Origin of the sequence: Amycolatopsis sp. A133 (assembly GCF_031082405.1) — a bacterium.
Classification (GTDB): domain Bacteria; phylum Actinomycetota; class Actinomycetes; order Mycobacteriales; family Pseudonocardiaceae; genus Amycolatopsis.
The window spans coordinates 354692-369167 of sequence record NZ_JAVHJU010000036.1; the positions used below are offsets into that span (position 1 = coordinate 354692).

Genomic DNA, 14476 nt, shown 5'->3' on the forward strand with positions numbered 1-14476 from the left:
TAAGCTGCCCATGTGAAGGCCGTCACCCACCCCGCCCCGGCGCGCACCCGGGACCGGCTGCTGGACGCGGCCGCCGATCTCATCGCCGTCGACGGCTGGACCGCGGTGACGATGGGCAAGCTGGCCGCGCACGTCGGCGTCAGCAGGCAGACCGTCTACAACGAACTCGGCTCCAAGGCCGAACTGGCCGAGGCGCTGGTGCTGCGCGAAACCGAGCGCTTCGCCGAACGCGTGGCCGAGGTCGTCGCCGCCCACCCCGGCCGCCCGGTCGACGGCGTCACCGCGGCGTTCCACCGGACCCTCGAAGCCGCCAGGGCCAACCCGCTGCTGCTGCTCGCGCTCGGGTGCCCGAAGGGTGGCCGCGACGATTTCCTCCCGCTGCTCACCACCCGCCCCGAGGGCGTGCTCGAGCGCTCGGTCGACACCGTGGCGGCCCTGTGCGCGCGGTGCTACCCGGAGGCCGGGCTGACCCCTTCGGAGTGGACGGTCGCCGTCGAGACCTTCGTCCGGCTGCTGCTCTCCCACCTGGTTCAGCCCACCGGGTCGGTGGCGCACGCGAGCGGCCAGATGCGCTGGGTGATCGGCCGGATGCTAGGCCGGTGACCTCGCAGGTGGCCCCCGGCCCGGTGGCGCGGGCCACTGGCCTAGACTCGGACGTCCCGGCCTGCACGTGGGGCGGGGCCATTTCCGCAGGATTGTCCACCACAATCGTTACCGCTCGAGGAGAAGACCTTGAAGAGCACCGTCGAGCAGCTGAGCCCGACGCGAGTCAAGATCAATGTCGAGGTGCCGTTCGACGAGCTCAAGCCGAACTTCGACCGCGCCTACCGCAAGATCGCCCAGCAGGTGCGCATCCCGGGCTTCCGGCCCGGCAAGGCGCCCGCTCGCGTCCTGGAAAGCCGGATCGGGCGCGGCCCGGTGCTCGACGAGGTCGTCAACGAGGCCATCCCGGCCAAGTACATCGAGGCCGTTCGCGAGAACGAGGTCCGCACGCTCGGCAACCCCGAGTTCGACGTGACCAAGCTCGAGGACCGCGACGTCCTCGAGTTCACCGCCGAGGTCGACGTGCGCCCGGAGATCGAGCTGCCCGACCTCGAAGGCTTCGCGGTCACCGTCGACGACGTCGAGCTGACCGACGCGGAGGTCGACGAGCAGCTCGACGAGCTGCGCGCCCGCTTCGGCACGCTGACCGGCGTCGAGCGCCCGGCCGAGACCGGCGACTTCGTCTCGATCGACCTGGCCGCGACCGTCGACGGCGAGGCCGTCGAGGAGGCGAGCACCACCGGGCTGTCCTACGAGATCGGCTCCGGCCAGCTCGTCGACGGCATCGACGAGGCGATCGTCGGGGCCACCGCCGGCGAGACCAAGACGTTCACCACCCAGCTCGTCGCCGGGGAGCACGCCGGCAAGGACGCCGAGGTGACCGTGACCGTCCAGTCGGTGAAGACCCGCGAGCTGCCCGAGGCCGACGACGAGTTCGCCCAGATGGCGAGCGAGTTCGACACGATCGAAGAGCTCAAGAACGACCTTCGCGAGCGGCTCGGCCGCGTCAAGAAGATGCAGCAGGGCGTCCAGGCGCGCGACAAGGTGCTCGACGAGCTCCTGGAGCGCACCGAGGTGCCGATCCCGGAGAAGGTGCTCGACGCCGAGATCGAGAACCGCAAGCACGACGCGATCCACCCGTTCGACCACGACGAGGCGCAGTTCGCGCAGGCGCTCGAGGCCGAGGGCCGCACGCTCGAGGAGTTCGACGCGGAGACCCGCACCGAGTCGGAGAAGGCCGTCCGCACGCAGCTGCTGCTGGACACCATCGCCGACAAGGAAGAGGTGTCGGTCAACGACGGCGAGCTCACCGAGCGGATCATCTACCAGGCCCAGCGCTTCGGGATCAGCCCGGACGAGTACGTCCAGCGCGCCCAGCAGTCGGGCCAGCTGACCGCGATCTACGCCGACGTCCGGCGCGGCAAGGCCCTCGCCTCGGTGGTCCGCAAGGCCACCGTGACCGACGGCTCGGGTGCCGAGGTCGACCTTTCGGAGCTGTTCGGCAGCGACGAGCCGGCCGCCGACGCGGCAACCGAAGAGACGCAGGTCACCGACGAAACGGCGAAGACTCCGGCGGAGTGAAGCTGTGAGCGAACTTGGGCGGTGTCAGGCATTCTGCGCCGCCCAAGTTCGTTAGGGTCGGATACAAGATCTCAAGCATCTGAAACGACAGCGGCGGCCGTCAGCACCGGGCCGCTGCCGGCGAAAAGGCAGGCAGACGTGACGCAGCACACGCCCGAGGCGCGGACCGGCACCGCAGGGCTCACCCTCACCGACTCGGTGTTCGAGCGATTGCTCCAGGAGCGCATCGTCGTCCTCGGTTCCGAGGTCAACGACGAGATCGCCAACCGCATCACCGCGCAGCTGTTGCTGCTCGACGCCGACGACGCCGAGTCCGACATCCGCTTCTACATCAACTCGCCGGGTGGCTCGGTCACCGCCGGGTTCGCCATCTACGACACGATGCAGCTGATCCGCCCCGACGTCGCGACCTACGCGATGGGCATGGCGGCCTCGATGGGGCAGTTCCTGCTCTCCTCGGGCACGCCCGGCAAGCGCTACGCGCTGCCGCACGCCCGCATCCTGATGCACCAGCCGTCGGCCGGTGTCGGCGGCACGGCGTCGGACATCGCGATCCAGGCGGACCTGTTCAACAAGTGGAAGCGCGAGCTGGCGCAGATCACCGCGGAGCAGACCGGGCAGACGGTGGAGCAGATCATCAAGGACGGGGACCGCGACCGCTGGTTCACCGCGCAGGAGGCGAAGGACTACGGGTTCGTGGACCACGTCCTCACCGCCGACATCGCCCGTCCGGGCTCCCGCTGAGCCCGAAGCACCAAGGAGACTTTCGATGAGCAACTTCAGGCTCCCGGGTGACTTCCGGGCCCCGAACATCCCCCAGTCGCGGTACATCCTGCCGTCCTACGTCGAGCGCACCAGCTACGGCGTCAAGGAGTCGAACCCGTACAACAAGCTGTACGAAGAGCGGGTCATCTTCCTCGGCGTGCAGGTGGACGACGCGTCGGCGAACGACGTCATGGCCCAGCTGCTGCACCTCGAGCACGAGGACCCGGACCGCGACATCCTGGTCTACATCAACTCGCCGGGTGGCTCGTTCACCTCGCTGATGGCGATCTACGACACCATGCAGTTCGTCCGCCCGGACATCCAGACGTACTGCCTCGGCCAGGCCGCCTCGGCCGCCGCGGTGCTGCTGGCGGCCGGCACGCCGGGCAAGCGCTACGCGCTGCCGAACTCGCGCGTGCTGATCCACCAGCCGGCCACCGAGGGCACCTACGGCCAGGTCTCGGACCTGGAGATCCAGGCGAACGAGATCCAGCGGGTGCGGCGCCAGATGGAGGTCATCCTGGCCAAGCACACGAACAAGGACCCGGACCAGATCCGGACCGACATCGAGCGCGACAAGATCCTGACGGCCGAAGAGGCCAAGACGTACGGCATCATCGACGAGGTACTCCCGTACCGCAAGGCGTCGGCTCTGTAGTTCCGCCAGGCCGGTGTGTGTCGAGAAGACGACACACACCGGCATCCTGGTTTAGGGTCGTCCTCTGACGTGCTCCCGGAACTCGTGGGTGTTCCCGCCCGCGGCATCGGACGGGTACCGTCAGTGGCAATGTGTGGGGCTCCGCTCGGTCAGCTGTGACCGGGGGTCGCACCGTCGCAACACAGTCAGGCGCGGAAACCCGCGCCGGAGGGGACGAGGTCAACGGCCATGGCACGGATCGGTGACGGCGGAGACCTGCTGAAGTGTTCTTTCTGCGGGAAGAGCCAGAAGCAGGTGAAGAAGCTCATTGCCGGCCCCGGGGTCTACATCTGCGATGAGTGCATCGACCTCTGCAACGAGATCATCGAGGAGGAGCTGGCCGAAGCCGGCGACGTCAAACTCGACGAGCTGCCCAAGCCCGCCGACATCCACGAGTTCCTCGAGCAGTACATCATCGGGCAGGAAGACGCCAAGCGGACCCTCGCGGTAGCGGTCTACAACCACTACAAGCGGATCCAGGCGGACGACAAGGCCGGGCCGAAGGACTCCAAGGAAGAGTCGGTCGAGCTCGCCAAGTCGAACATCCTGATGCTCGGCCCCACCGGGTGCGGCAAGACCTACCTGGCGCAGACGCTCGCGAAGCTGCTGAACGTGCCGTTCGCCATCGCGGACGCCACGGCGCTGACCGAAGCCGGCTACGTCGGCGAGGACGTCGAAAACATCCTGCTCAAGCTCATCCAGGCGGCGGACTACGACGTCAAGCGGGCCGAGACCGGGATCATCTACATCGACGAGGTCGACAAGATCGCCCGCAAGAGCGAGAACCCCTCGATCACCCGGGACGTCTCCGGCGAGGGGGTCCAGCAGGCGCTGCTGAAGATCCTCGAGGGCACCACCGCCTCGGTTCCGCCGCAGGGCGGCCGCAAGCACCCGCACCAGGAGTTCATCCAGATCGACACGACGAACGTGCTGTTCATCGTGGCCGGCGCGTTCGCCGGGCTGGAGAAGATCATCAACGAGCGGGTCGGCAAGCGTGGCCTCGGCTTCGGCGCGGAAATCCGCACGAAGTCCGAGATCGAGGAGAGCGACGTCTTCTCCGACACCATGCCCGAGGACCTGATCAAGTTCGGGCTGATCCCGGAGTTCATCGGCCGGCTCCCGGTCGTGGCGACGGTGAACCACCTGGACAAGGACTCGCTGGTCAACATCCTCACCCAGCCGCGCAACGCCCTGGTGAAGCAGTACAAGAAGCTCTTCGAGATGGACAACGTCGAGCTCGAGTTCACCAAGACCGCCCTCGAGGCCATCGCCGACCAGGCGGTCCTGCGGGGCACGGGTGCCCGCGGGCTGCGCGCCATCATGGAAGAGGTGCTGCAGCCGGTCATGTACGACATCCCGAGCCGCGACGACGTGGCGAAGGTCGTCATCACCGAGCAGACCGTCCGGGAGAACGTGAACCCGACGATCGTCGCCCGGCAGCCGACGCGGCGCGCGCGCAGCGAGCGCGGCGAGAAGTCGGCCTGAGGCCGGGCGTCTCCGGGCCGCCCGGCCCGGAGACCCGACAGGAAAGCTGAATGACTGCTGACTCTTTCCCGGGTTCCGGGGCCGCTCCGGGCGGTGGCGTGCAGGCGCCGCCGCCGCCGGCCCCGGAACCCGCCGGCACCTCTCCGGCCGGGCCGGTCCTGGGGTTCCGCGAGCTGAGCGAACGCGTGATCGCGTCCGTCGCCGACCGGTACCCGTGGCTGAACCGTGTGCTGATGGGGATGCTGGCGGTGTTCACTGGCACGTGCGTCGTGGCCGTGGTGGCCCGGCTTTCGCCGTTGCCGCTGATTCCCGTGCCGTTGTTCGTCGTGGCGGCGTACGCGCTTTGGCGGGCCCACGGCGTGACCGCGCGGCGTCAGCTGTTCAACTGGGTGCTGCTGTTCGCCCTCGCGACCATGGTCGGCTTCTGGCTGATTTCCGTGGTCGGCCGTTGGGTGGAGTGAATTCCGACTTCCGTAGGGTTTGAAGCCGTCACCACCTGGGTAAGCCCCACCTGTGGTAGATGCCCTCAGACCGTTTCGGCATCCGGCACTCTTCTATCGTGGTGACACCGAGTATCTGGATGGTGTCATTCCGTACCTCCTCGAAGGTCTCGACCGGGGTGAGCCCGCGGCCGTCGCCGTTCCCGGCCGCAACCTGCTGCTGATCGAGAAGGCCCTGGAGAACCGGGCCGCCGAAGTGCGGCTCATCGACATGCAGCGGGCCGGCCGCAATCCCGGCGCCATCCTGCCGTCGGTGCTGCACGCCTTCGCCGGTGAGCACGACGGTCCGGTGCGCATCGTGGGGGAACCGATCTGGGCCGGACGGACGGACTCGGAGTACCCCGCGTGTGTGGTTCACGAGGCCCTCATCAACAACGCTTTCGCGGGGCGTGACCTGGCGGTGCTCTGCCCGTACGACGTCGGCGCCCTGCCGCCGCCGGTCCTGGCCGACGCCGAGCGCACCCACCCCGAGCTGTGGGGCCTGGCCGGGCCGTTCATCAGCGCGCGCTTCGACCCCGACGGTGTGCGCGCGGACTTCACGCGGCCGCTCGAGGCGCCGCCGGGTGCCGTCGAGCGTGGGTTCGACCTCGGTCAGCTGGCGTCGCTGCGCGGCTTCGCGGAGATCTGGGCCGCCCGGCACGGCCTGCGCCGCCCCCGCCGCGACGACTTCGCGCTGGCGATCGCCGAGCTGACGACGAACAGCGTGCTCTACGGCGGCGGCACCGGCGTGCTGCGGCTGTGGGCGGAGCCGTTCGAGGTGGTCGCCGAAGTGAGCGACGACGGCACGATCGCCGAGCCGCTGGCCGGCCGCATCCCGCCGTCGGCGAAGACGCTGGGCGGCCGCGGTCTCCTGCTGGTCAACCGCCTGGCCGACCTGGTCCGCACGCACTGGGTCCCGGGCCGCACGACGACCCGCATCCACTTCACCCGCTGAGCGAGCTCGCGTACCCGCTGAGTCGGGTACGGATCAGCCGGCGCGGGGGACGTGCTTGCCGAGGAAGCTGATCAGGCTCGGCACCACCGTGCGGTTGAACGGGTCGCCGTGCTTGCCGTGCGCCGTGTGCGCGACCGCCGGGCGGGCCGCGTCGATGTAGCGGCGGACGCCGGTGATGAACGAGTCCTCCGTGCCGCACCAGATGCCGTTGGGCACGCCCTTGGTCTCGTCGATGTGCCGCAGCGGGTCGAGCGCCGTCCAGTCCTGGATGCCGGTGAAGATGTGACGCTTGGCCATCTCCGGCCACGACGTGATCAGCGCCGGGGCCAGCGTCGCGACGGCGGCGGGCGGCTGGCGCCGCTCGACGCGGCGGCGGGTGTACACCAGCGCGCCGAACCCGCCCATCGACGCACCCGTGCAGGCGAACGGCTGCCCGGTGGGGCCGGCGAAGCCGCGGGCCCGCAGCCACTGCGGGACCTCCTCCAGCAGCATCGCCATCGGGTCGTCGCCGGGGTGCACCTGGTGCCAGTAGTTGTCGCCGCCGTCGACGGCGACGAAGCCGAACGCCGGGACCGCCTTGCGGGCGACGTCGCTGGCGAGCTGCTTGAGCGTGCCGGTCGGGGCCGCGCTCCGGGCGTTGCCGTGCAGGCCGTGCAGCATGAGCGACATCGGCAGCCCCTTCGGCGGGGTTTTCGACGGCAGGATGAACACCAGGTCGACCATCCGGCCGCGGGCCGCGGAGTAGACGCGCTCGACGCGGGTGCTGCCCAGCTGGGTCGTCGGGTTCGACGACGTCACGCCGAGCGTCCGCTGCAGGGCCTGGCTGAACGGCAGCTTGCCGGTCGCGGTGCCGACGGCCAGGCCGGTCACGGCCAGCCCGGACGCGCCCGCGATCAGCACCGAACGGCGGCTCAGCCACCGCCGGGCGCCCTGGACCGCCTCGGCGACCGCCCCGGCGGGCTCCGCGTCCCGGTTTTCCTCGTTCACCCTGTCTCCATCCCCCTGGCCCCTCACTAGGACGCCGCGCACCCGCTCCGCGTTCCCTCGCGTCCGCCTTCACCGGGTTATTCGTTCCCACCCTGCCCGGCGTTTCCGGCCCGCGCCCGCCAGGCCGCCTTCGCCGCTTCGGCCGAGCGTCCGGCCCGGTCCACAGTGTCCCCGAGACCCACCGCCATGGTGATCCCGAGGGGGATCAAAATGTGGTCGATGCCCTGTTCACCGGGGCCGAAGTGGCCCGACGCCTCCAGCGTGACGAACCCGTGCAGCGCGCTCCACAGCTGGGCCGCGGCCTGGTACTCGTCCGCGGGCCGGAACCGGCCGGCCCGGATGGCCCGCTCGGCCGCCCGGACGATGTGGGCGAACGCCTCCAGTCCCTCCTGAGCGGCTTCTCGGCCTTCCGCGGTCGTGAGGTCGGACAGCGTCGCCCGCTTGCCGCCGGGCGCGGACTGGCCGAACGTCACCGCGAACAGCTGCGGCTGCTCGGCGACCGCCTGCCGGTAGGTGCGGGCCAGGCTGAAGATGTCCGCCACCGGGTCGTCGGTTTCGCCGACCTCGGCCAGCCATGCCGACAACCGGAGGAAGCCGGCCCGCGCGACCTCGTCGACCAGCGCCGCCATGCCGCCGAAGTGCGTGTAGACGGCCATCGTGGAGACGCCGACCTCCGCGGCCAGCTTGCGGGCCTGGAGGGCTTCGGGGCCGCTCTCGTCGAGCAGCCGGATGGCGGCTTCCACGAGCCGGGCCTTGACGTCGGTAGCGCGCGGTTTCGGGCTCATGCTTGCCAGTGTCTCATAACCCTGTTATACCTGTACTCATAACCGAGTTATAGAACCCTGGAGGGGTCGCATGGGCAACAAGTTCCTCGAAGGAAACTTCGCCCCGGTCAGCCGGGAGCACACGATCACCGAGCTCGCCGTCACCGGGCGGATCCCCGCGTTCCTCGACGGCCGGTACCTGCGCAACGGCCCCAACCCGCTGTCCGAAGTGGATCCGGCGGCCTACCACTGGTTCATGGGCGACGGCATGGTCCACGGCGTCCGCCTCCGCGACGGCAACGCCGAGTGGTACCGCAACCGGTGGGTGCGCAACCCCGCCGTCGCGGCGGCGCTGGACGGCGAGGACGCGAGCCGGTTCTGCGGGCTGGACGCGCTCGGCGCCAACACCAACGTCATCGGCCACGCGGGCAAGACCCTCGCCCTGGTCGAAGCGGGTGCGCCGATCTACGAGCTGACCGACGAGCTCGACACCGTCGGCCGCTGCGACTTCGACGGCACGCTGCCCGGCGGGTACACCGCCCACCCCAAGCGGGACCCGCGCACCGGGGAGCTGCACGCCGTCTCGTACTTCTTCGGCATGGGCAACAAGGTCCAGTACTCGGTGATCGACGCGCAGGGGCGTGCCCGCCGCACGGTCGACGTCGACGTCACCGGGTCGCCGATGATGCACGACTTCTCGCTGACCGAGAACCACGTCGTGTTCTACGACCTGCCGGTGACGTTCAACGCTGAGATGGCGGTCGCCGCCAGCGTGCCGGGTGCGCTGCGCACGCCGGCGAAGCTGGTGGTGTCGGCCATGGTCGGCAAGGTCCGCGTGCCGGACCCGGTCACCGCGATGATGGCCCGCAAGATCGGCGCGAACGGCGGCCTGCCCTACCGCTGGGACCCGAAGTACCCGGCGCGGATCGGCGTCATGCCGCGCGAGGGTGGCAGCCGGGACGTCCGGTGGTTCGACGTCGAGCCGTGCTACGTCTTCCACCCGCTCAACGCCCACGACGACGGCGACAGCGTCGTGCTCGACGTCGTCCGGCACCCGCGGATGTTCGACCGCGAGCTGCACGGCCCGGACGAGGGCGGCCCGACCCTGGACCGCTGGACCGTCGACCTGACCGCGGGCAAGGTCCTGGAGGAGCGGCTCGACGACCGCGGCCAGGAGTTCCCGCGGGTGGACGAGCGCCTGGTCGGCCGCCGCCACCGCTACGGCTACACGATGTCGGCCGACGGCGGCGCGCAGCCCGGCGGCTCGCTGTTCAAGCACGACTTCCGGACGGGCTCGCGGGCTGAGCGCGCGTTCGGCGCGGGACGCCAGCCCGGCGAGTTCGTGTTCGTGCCGCGCCACGACGAGGCGGCCGAGGACGACGGCGTCCTGATGGGCTTCGTGTTCGACCCGGGGACCCAGCGCAGCGACCTGACGATCCTGGACGCGGGCACGCTGGAGACGGTGGCCGCGATCCACCTGCCGGACCGCGTCCCGAACGGCTTCCACGGCAACTGGGTCGCCTCGGTCTAGGTCAGGATGCGGTGATCACCGGTGTAGAGGTTCATCGAGTCGCCGCGCAGGAAGCCGACCAGGGTCATGCCGTTCTCCTCGGCCAGCTCCACCGCCAGCGACGACGGTGCCGAGACCGCGGCCAGCAGCCCGATGCCCGCCATCGCGGCCTTCTGGACCAGCTCGAACGAGGCGCGCCCGGACACCAGGAGGCCGTGGCCGGGCGCCGGGATCCGGCCTTCGAGGACCGCCCAGCCGAGCACCTTGTCCACCGCGTTGTGCCGGCCGACGTCTTCGCGGACGACGTCGATCTCGCCGTCCGGGGTGAACAGGGCCGCCGCGTGGAGGCCGCCGGTGCTGGCGAACACCTTCTGGCGGGCGCGCAGCGCGTCCGGCAGGGCGGACAGCGTCTCGCTCTTCACCGCGAAGGCGGCCTCGGCGGGGGAGAAGCGGGTGCGGAGCTTGACCGCGTCGAGCGCGGCCTTGCCGCAGACGCCGCACGACGAAGTGGTGTAGAAATTGCGCTCGACCCCGGTGTCCGGCGGCGGGACGCCGTCGGCCAGCGCGATGTCCAGCACGTTGTAGGTGTTGCGGCCCTGGTCGTCGACGCCGTCGCAGTAGCGGGCGACCGCGATGTCCTCGCGGCCGCCGATCACCCCCTCGGACAGCAGGAAGCCGTGGGCCAGTTCGACGTCGTGCCCGGGTGTGCGCATGGTCACCGCCAGCGCCCGGCCGCCGACCCGCAGCTCCAGGGGCTCTTCGGCCGCCAGCGCGTCGGGGCGGCGCCGATCCCCGGTCGCGGAAATCCGCCGCACCGGCCTGCGCACGGTCACCCTGCCCATCGGCACACCTTTCCCTGCCCGGAAGTTCGACACCCGTATGGTGCAACACCGGGTATTTAGTAATACATTCCCTCCATCATCCCCAGAATACGGAGGGAACCGATGGCTCTCGGCTTCCTGGACCGATCCCGGATCGTGGCACCCCCAGGCTGGACGCGCTGGCTGGTGCCGCCGGCGGCCCTGTCGGTACACCTGTCGATCGGGCAGGCCTACGCGTGGAGCGTCTTCAAGACCCCGCTCGAGAAGACGATGCACCTCAACGGCACGCAGAGCTCACTGCCGTTCCAGCTCGGCATCGTCATGCTCGGCCTGTCCGCGGCCTTCGGCGGCACGCTCGTCGAGAAGAACGGCCCGCGCTGGGCGATGTTCGTGTCGATGTGCTGCTTCGCCAGCGGATTCCTCATTTCCGCGCTCGGCGTGGCGACCGGGCAGTTCTGGCTGGTGGTGCTCGGCTACGGCGGCATCGGCGGCGTGGGGCTGGGCATCGGCTACATCTCGCCGGTGTCGACGCTGATCAAGTGGTTCCCGGACCGGCCGGGCATGGCCACCGGGATCGCGATCATGGGCTTCGGCGGCGGCGCGCTGATCGCCTCGCCGTGGTCGTCGTCGATGCTCGGCACCTCGCCGACGACGAACACGATCGCGACGGCGTTCCTCGTGCACGGCCTCGTCTACGCGGTGTTCATGTCGATGGGCTGGCTGCTCGTGCGGGTGCCGGCCGACGACTGGAAGCCGGCGGGCTGGGAGCCGAAGACCGACCACGGCAAGGCGATGATCAGCACGGCCAACGTCTCGGCCGCCAACGCGATCAAGACGCCGCAGTTCTGGTGCCTCTGGGTCGTCCTGTGCTTCAACGTGACCGCGGGCATCGGCATCCTCGAAAAGGCGTCGCCGATGATCCAGGACTTCTTCAAGGGCACGTCGACGCCGGTGGGCGTGGCCGCGGCGGCGGGCTTCGTCGCGCTGCTGTCGCTGTGCAACATGCTCGGCCGGTTCGTCTGGTCGTCCACATCGGACCTGGTCGGCCGCAAGAACGTCTACCGCACCTACCTCGGCGTCGGCGCGCTGCTGTACCTGGTGATCGCGCTGACGCAGAACTCGTCGAAGCTCGTGTTCATCCTGTGCGCGATGGTGATCCTGTCGTTCTACGGCGGCGGGTTCGCGACGGTCCCGGCCTACCTGAAGGACCTCTTCGGCACCTACCAGGTCGGCGCGATCCACGGCAGGCTGCTCACCGCCTGGTCGGTGGCCGGCGTGCTCGGCCCGCTGATCGTCAACCGCATCGCCGACGGCGAAAAGGCGGCGGGCAAGTCCGGCCCGGACCTGTACACGACGTCGTTCTACATCATGATCGGCCTGCTCGTGGTCGGTTTCGTGGCCAACGAGCTCGTGCGCCCGGTCAAGGAGAAGTTCCACGAGCCCGCCGCGGCGGGCGAGGCCGTGAGGAGCGAAGCGTGATGGCGGAGCAGGAAACCCGGCCGAACCGCGTGCCGCTGATGGTGCTGGCCTGGGCGTGGGTGGTGATCCCCTTCGGGTACGGGGTGTACCAGCTGTTCCTGAAGCTGGTGCAGCTGTTCGGATGAGCAGGGGAGTTCTCGTCACCGGCGCGTCCCGCGGGATCGGGCGCGCCGTGGCCACGGCGTTCGCGGCGCGGGGGGACCGGGTGGCCGTCCACTACGGACACCGCGCCGCGGACGCCGAGGAGACGCTGAAAGCGCTGCCCGGCGACGGGCACGTGCTGATCGGCGGCGACCTCGCCGATCCCGAGGCCGCGCGGCGCATCGCGGACGCGGCCGAAGCCGGGCTGGGCGGGGTCGACGTGCTGGTCAACAACGCCGCCGTCGCGACGTCGCCCGAGACCGCGCACGCGATCGCCGACGTGTCCTATGCGGACTGGCAGCGGATCTGGCGGCGCACCGTCGACGTCAACCTCGTCGGCGCGGCGAACCTGAGCTACTGCGTCGCCCGGCACCTCATCGGGCGCGGCGTTCCGGGCCGGATCGTCAACATCGGCTCGCGCGGGGCGTTCCGGGGCGAGCCCGACCATCCCGCGTACGGGGCGAGCAAGGCCGCGCTGCACGCGCTCGGCCAGTCGCTCGCCGTCTCCCTCGCGCCCCACGGGATCTCCGTGACGTCGGTGGCTCCGGGCTTCACCGCCACCGAGCGCGTGGCGGACCGGGTCGACGACGCCGTGCGCGCCCAGAGCCCGTTCGGCCGGGTCGGCACACCCGAGGAGGTCGCCGCGGCCGTGGTCTACCTGGCCTCGCCCGAAGCGACCTGGGCCTCCGGGACGATCCTCGACCTCAACGGAGCCTCGCACCTGCGGATGTGACCCCGCTCACTCGTGCAGCGGATCGCGGGCCCCGGGCGTCGAGAGGGCGTGCATCCAGTGGGGAAGATCGTCGTCGCCGGGCTGGCCCTGGTCGTGTTCGGCGGCACGGCGTACGGCTACGTGAACCTCAACGCACTCGACGAGGTGACGCGCGACAGCGTGATCGACGGGGCGACCGAGACGCGACCGGGGGAACAGCCGGCCGACGGCTCGCTCGACGTCCTCCTGGTCGGCCGGGACTCCCGCAGCGACAACCAAGGCCACCCGCTCCCGCCGGAGGTCCTGCGTGAGCTGCGGGCCGGCGCCAACGGCGACGACCTCACCGACACCCTGATCGTGCTGCGGATCCCGAACGGCAGCAAAGAGGTGAAAGCGTTTTCCATCCCCCGCGACAGCTACGTGTCGATGCCGGGCGGGAAGGGGAAGATCAACGCCGCGTTCGGCCGCGCGAAGGCGGCCGAGGCGCGGCGCCTGCGCAATGCGGGCGAATCCGACAAAGCGAAGATCGACCAGGGCGCCCTCACCGCCGGACGGCGCGCGACGCGCCAGGCGGTCGAGGACCTCACCGGGGTGAGGATCGACCACTTCGCCGAGGTCAACCTGCTCAGCTTCTACGACATCAGCAACGCCATCGGCGGCGTCGACGTCTGCCTGAAGGAAGCCACCAAGGACAAGAACTCGGGCGCGGACTTCCCGGCCGGCCCGCAACGCGTCTCGGGTGCGGACGCGCTGGCGTTCGTCCGGCAGCGCGACGGCCTCCCGGGCACCGACTTCGCCCGCGTCCGGCGCCAGCAGGTGTTCCTCGCCGGGCTGGCCCGGCAGGTGCTGTCGGCGGGCACGCTGGCCGATCCGGGGAAGCTGTCGGACCTGATCGGCGCGGTGAAGCGCTCGGTGGTGCTGGACGACTCGTGGAACCTGCTCGACTTCGTCGCCCAGATGCGCGGGGTCAGCGGCGGTGGCATCCGGTTCGCGACGATCCCCGTCGTCAACGTCGACTACCGGTACAGCACCACCGACCCGCGCGCGACGGCGGTGCAGGTCGACCCGGTCGCGGTGCGGGCCTTCGCGGCGAGCCTGATCGGGAGCGCGGCTCCGGCCAAGCCGGCGACGCCCCCGGTCACCGTCGACGTTTCCAACGCGAGCCCGCGGGCGGGGCTCGCGGCCCGCGTGGCCGGGTTCCTGGTCCAGCACGGGTTCACCCAAGGCGGTACCGAGAACGCCGCCACCCGGCGGACGTCGCTGGTCCGCTTCGGACCCGGCCTCGCCGAGCGCGGCGCCGAGGTGGCGAAGCTGCTGGGCGGGCTGGCGACGCAGCAGTCCGCGTCGGTGCCGGCCGGGCACATCGAGGTGGTCCTCGGGACGGTCTACGCCGGCCCCGGTGTGGCCGCCGGCGGCGGCGCCCCCGCCGGCGAAGGGGACGAGCCGATCACTTCGGACGGGGTCGTCTGCGTGAATTGATCGACGGCGGAGGGCCGGATTTTCCGGTAAATCCCGGAAATGCGCGGAAAATTCCCGCGAGTACCGCCCACTGGACCA

The 14476-nt window shown here is 70.3% G+C and carries 15 protein-coding genes; 12 read left to right on the forward strand and 3 right to left on the reverse strand.

Features of this window, described 5'->3' with window-relative positions; all coding sequences use genetic code 11:
- The first annotated feature begins 12 nt into the window (after positions 1–12).
- The 7 genes from Q5425_RS24475 (at position 13) to Q5425_RS24505 (ending at position 6505) form a co-directional block, all read left to right on the forward strand.
- The gene (locus Q5425_RS24475) at positions 13–603 is read left to right on the forward strand and encodes a TetR family transcriptional regulator (protein WP_308674630.1); all 591 of its coding nucleotides are present in this window, start codon (positions 13–15) and stop codon (positions 601–603) included.
- A 129-nt stretch (positions 604–732) separates the two neighbouring features.
- Positions 733–2124, forward strand: coding sequence for a trigger factor (gene tig, locus Q5425_RS24480; RefSeq protein ID WP_308674631.1), 1392 nt, complete (start codon positions 733–735; stop codon positions 2122–2124).
- A 138-nt stretch (positions 2125–2262) separates the two neighbouring features.
- A complete protein-coding gene (locus Q5425_RS24485; RefSeq protein WP_308674632.1) occupies positions 2263–2868 on the forward strand; it encodes an ATP-dependent Clp protease proteolytic subunit in 606 nt (201 codons plus the stop codon).
- A 25-nt stretch (positions 2869–2893) separates the two neighbouring features.
- Positions 2894–3547 carry an ATP-dependent Clp protease proteolytic subunit gene (locus tag Q5425_RS24490; RefSeq protein ID WP_308674633.1) on the forward strand — a complete coding sequence of 218 codons (654 nt, stop codon included), beginning with the start codon at positions 2894–2896 and terminating at the stop codon, positions 3545–3547.
- Positions 3548–3775: 228 nt separating this feature from the next.
- Positions 3776–5071, forward strand: coding sequence for an ATP-dependent Clp protease ATP-binding subunit ClpX (gene clpX, locus Q5425_RS24495; protein ID WP_004562779.1), 1296 nt, complete (start codon positions 3776–3778; stop codon positions 5069–5071).
- A gap of 50 nt (positions 5072–5121) precedes the next feature.
- Positions 5122–5532 carry a hypothetical protein gene (locus Q5425_RS24500; RefSeq protein WP_308674634.1) on the forward strand — a complete coding sequence of 137 codons (411 nt, stop codon included), beginning with the start codon at positions 5122–5124 and terminating at the stop codon, positions 5530–5532.
- Positions 5533–5584: 52 nt separating this feature from the next.
- Positions 5585–6505, forward strand: a complete 921-nt coding sequence (locus Q5425_RS24505) for an anti-sigma factor RsbA family regulatory protein (RefSeq protein ID WP_308674635.1) — start codon at positions 5585–5587, stop codon at positions 6503–6505.
- A 33-nt stretch (positions 6506–6538) separates the two neighbouring features.
- Here the strand turns inward: Q5425_RS24505 and Q5425_RS24510 are convergent, their stop codons facing one another.
- Together Q5425_RS24510 and Q5425_RS24515 are read right to left on the reverse strand one after the other, a co-directional pair.
- Positions 6539–7492, reverse strand: a complete 954-nt coding sequence (locus Q5425_RS24510) for an alpha/beta hydrolase-fold protein (protein ID WP_308674636.1) — start codon at positions 7490–7492, stop codon at positions 6539–6541.
- A gap of 77 nt (positions 7493–7569) precedes the next feature.
- Positions 7570–8277, reverse strand: coding sequence for a TetR/AcrR family transcriptional regulator (locus tag Q5425_RS24515; RefSeq protein ID WP_308674637.1), 708 nt, complete (start codon positions 8275–8277; stop codon positions 7570–7572).
- Positions 8278–8347: 70 nt separating this feature from the next.
- Between Q5425_RS24515 and Q5425_RS24520 the strand changes: the two genes are divergently transcribed.
- Positions 8348–9787, forward strand: a complete 1440-nt coding sequence (locus Q5425_RS24520; RefSeq protein ID WP_308674638.1) for a carotenoid oxygenase family protein — start codon at positions 8348–8350, stop codon at positions 9785–9787.
- Here the strand turns inward: Q5425_RS24520 and fdhD are convergent.
- Positions 9784–10608, reverse strand: a complete 825-nt coding sequence (gene fdhD, locus Q5425_RS24525) for a formate dehydrogenase accessory sulfurtransferase FdhD (protein ID WP_308674639.1) — start codon at positions 10606–10608, stop codon at positions 9784–9786. The two genes, Q5425_RS24520 and fdhD, sit on opposite strands and share 4 nt — an antisense overlap.
- Before the next feature lie 102 nt (positions 10609–10710).
- On the opposite strand from fdhD, the gene Q5425_RS24530 reads away from it, so the two are divergent.
- From Q5425_RS24530 to Q5425_RS24545, 4 genes are read left to right on the forward strand one after another with little or no spacing between them, the layout of a single operon-like run.
- A complete protein-coding gene (locus Q5425_RS24530) occupies positions 10711–12066 on the forward strand; it encodes an OFA family MFS transporter (RefSeq protein WP_308674640.1) in 1356 nt (451 codons plus the stop codon).
- Positions 12066–12191 (forward strand): hypothetical protein, encoded by a 126-nt coding sequence (locus tag Q5425_RS24535; RefSeq protein ID WP_308674641.1) that lies wholly within the window; start codon positions 12066–12068, stop codon positions 12189–12191. The genes Q5425_RS24530 and Q5425_RS24535 overlap by 1 nt, the downstream gene beginning before the upstream one ends.
- The gene (locus Q5425_RS24540) at positions 12188–12940 is read left to right on the forward strand and encodes an SDR family oxidoreductase (RefSeq protein WP_308674642.1); all 753 of its coding nucleotides are present in this window, start codon (positions 12188–12190) and stop codon (positions 12938–12940) included. Before Q5425_RS24535 ends, Q5425_RS24540 begins: the two co-directional genes overlap by 4 nt.
- Positions 12941–12988: 48 nt before the next feature.
- Entirely contained in the window at positions 12989–14398 is a 1410-nt protein-coding gene (locus tag Q5425_RS24545) for an LCP family protein (protein ID WP_308674643.1), read from the forward strand.
- The last annotated feature ends 78 nt before the right edge of the window (positions 14399–14476 follow it).

Excerpts from the sequence above, each read along its gene's own strand:
- Q5425_RS24490 (WP_308674633.1), top strand. The coding sequence starts at position 2,894 with ATGAGCAACTTCAGGCTCCCGGGTGACTTCCGGGCCCCGAACATCCCC.
- clpX (WP_004562779.1), top strand. The coding sequence starts at position 3,776 with ATGGCACGGATCGGTGACGGCGGAGACCTGCTGAAGTGTTCTTTCTGC.
- Q5425_RS24500 (WP_308674634.1), top strand. The coding sequence starts at position 5,122 with ATGACTGCTGACTCTTTCCCGGGTTCCGGGGCCGCTCCGGGCGGTGGC.
- Q5425_RS24515 (WP_308674637.1), bottom strand. The coding sequence starts at position 8,277 with ATGAGCCCGAAACCGCGCGCTACCGACGTCAAGGCCCGGCTCGTGGAA.
- Q5425_RS24520 (WP_308674638.1), top strand. The coding sequence starts at position 8,348 with ATGGGCAACAAGTTCCTCGAAGGAAACTTCGCCCCGGTCAGCCGGGAG.
- fdhD (WP_308674639.1), bottom strand. The coding sequence starts at position 10,608 with ATGGGCAGGGTGACCGTGCGCAGGCCGGTGCGGCGGATTTCCGCGACC.
- Q5425_RS24530 (WP_308674640.1), top strand. The coding sequence starts at position 10,711 with ATGGCTCTCGGCTTCCTGGACCGATCCCGGATCGTGGCACCCCCAGGC.
- Q5425_RS24535 (WP_308674641.1), top strand. The coding sequence starts at position 12,066 with ATGGCGGAGCAGGAAACCCGGCCGAACCGCGTGCCGCTGATGGTGCTG.
- Q5425_RS24540 (WP_308674642.1), top strand. The coding sequence starts at position 12,188 with ATGAGCAGGGGAGTTCTCGTCACCGGCGCGTCCCGCGGGATCGGGCGC.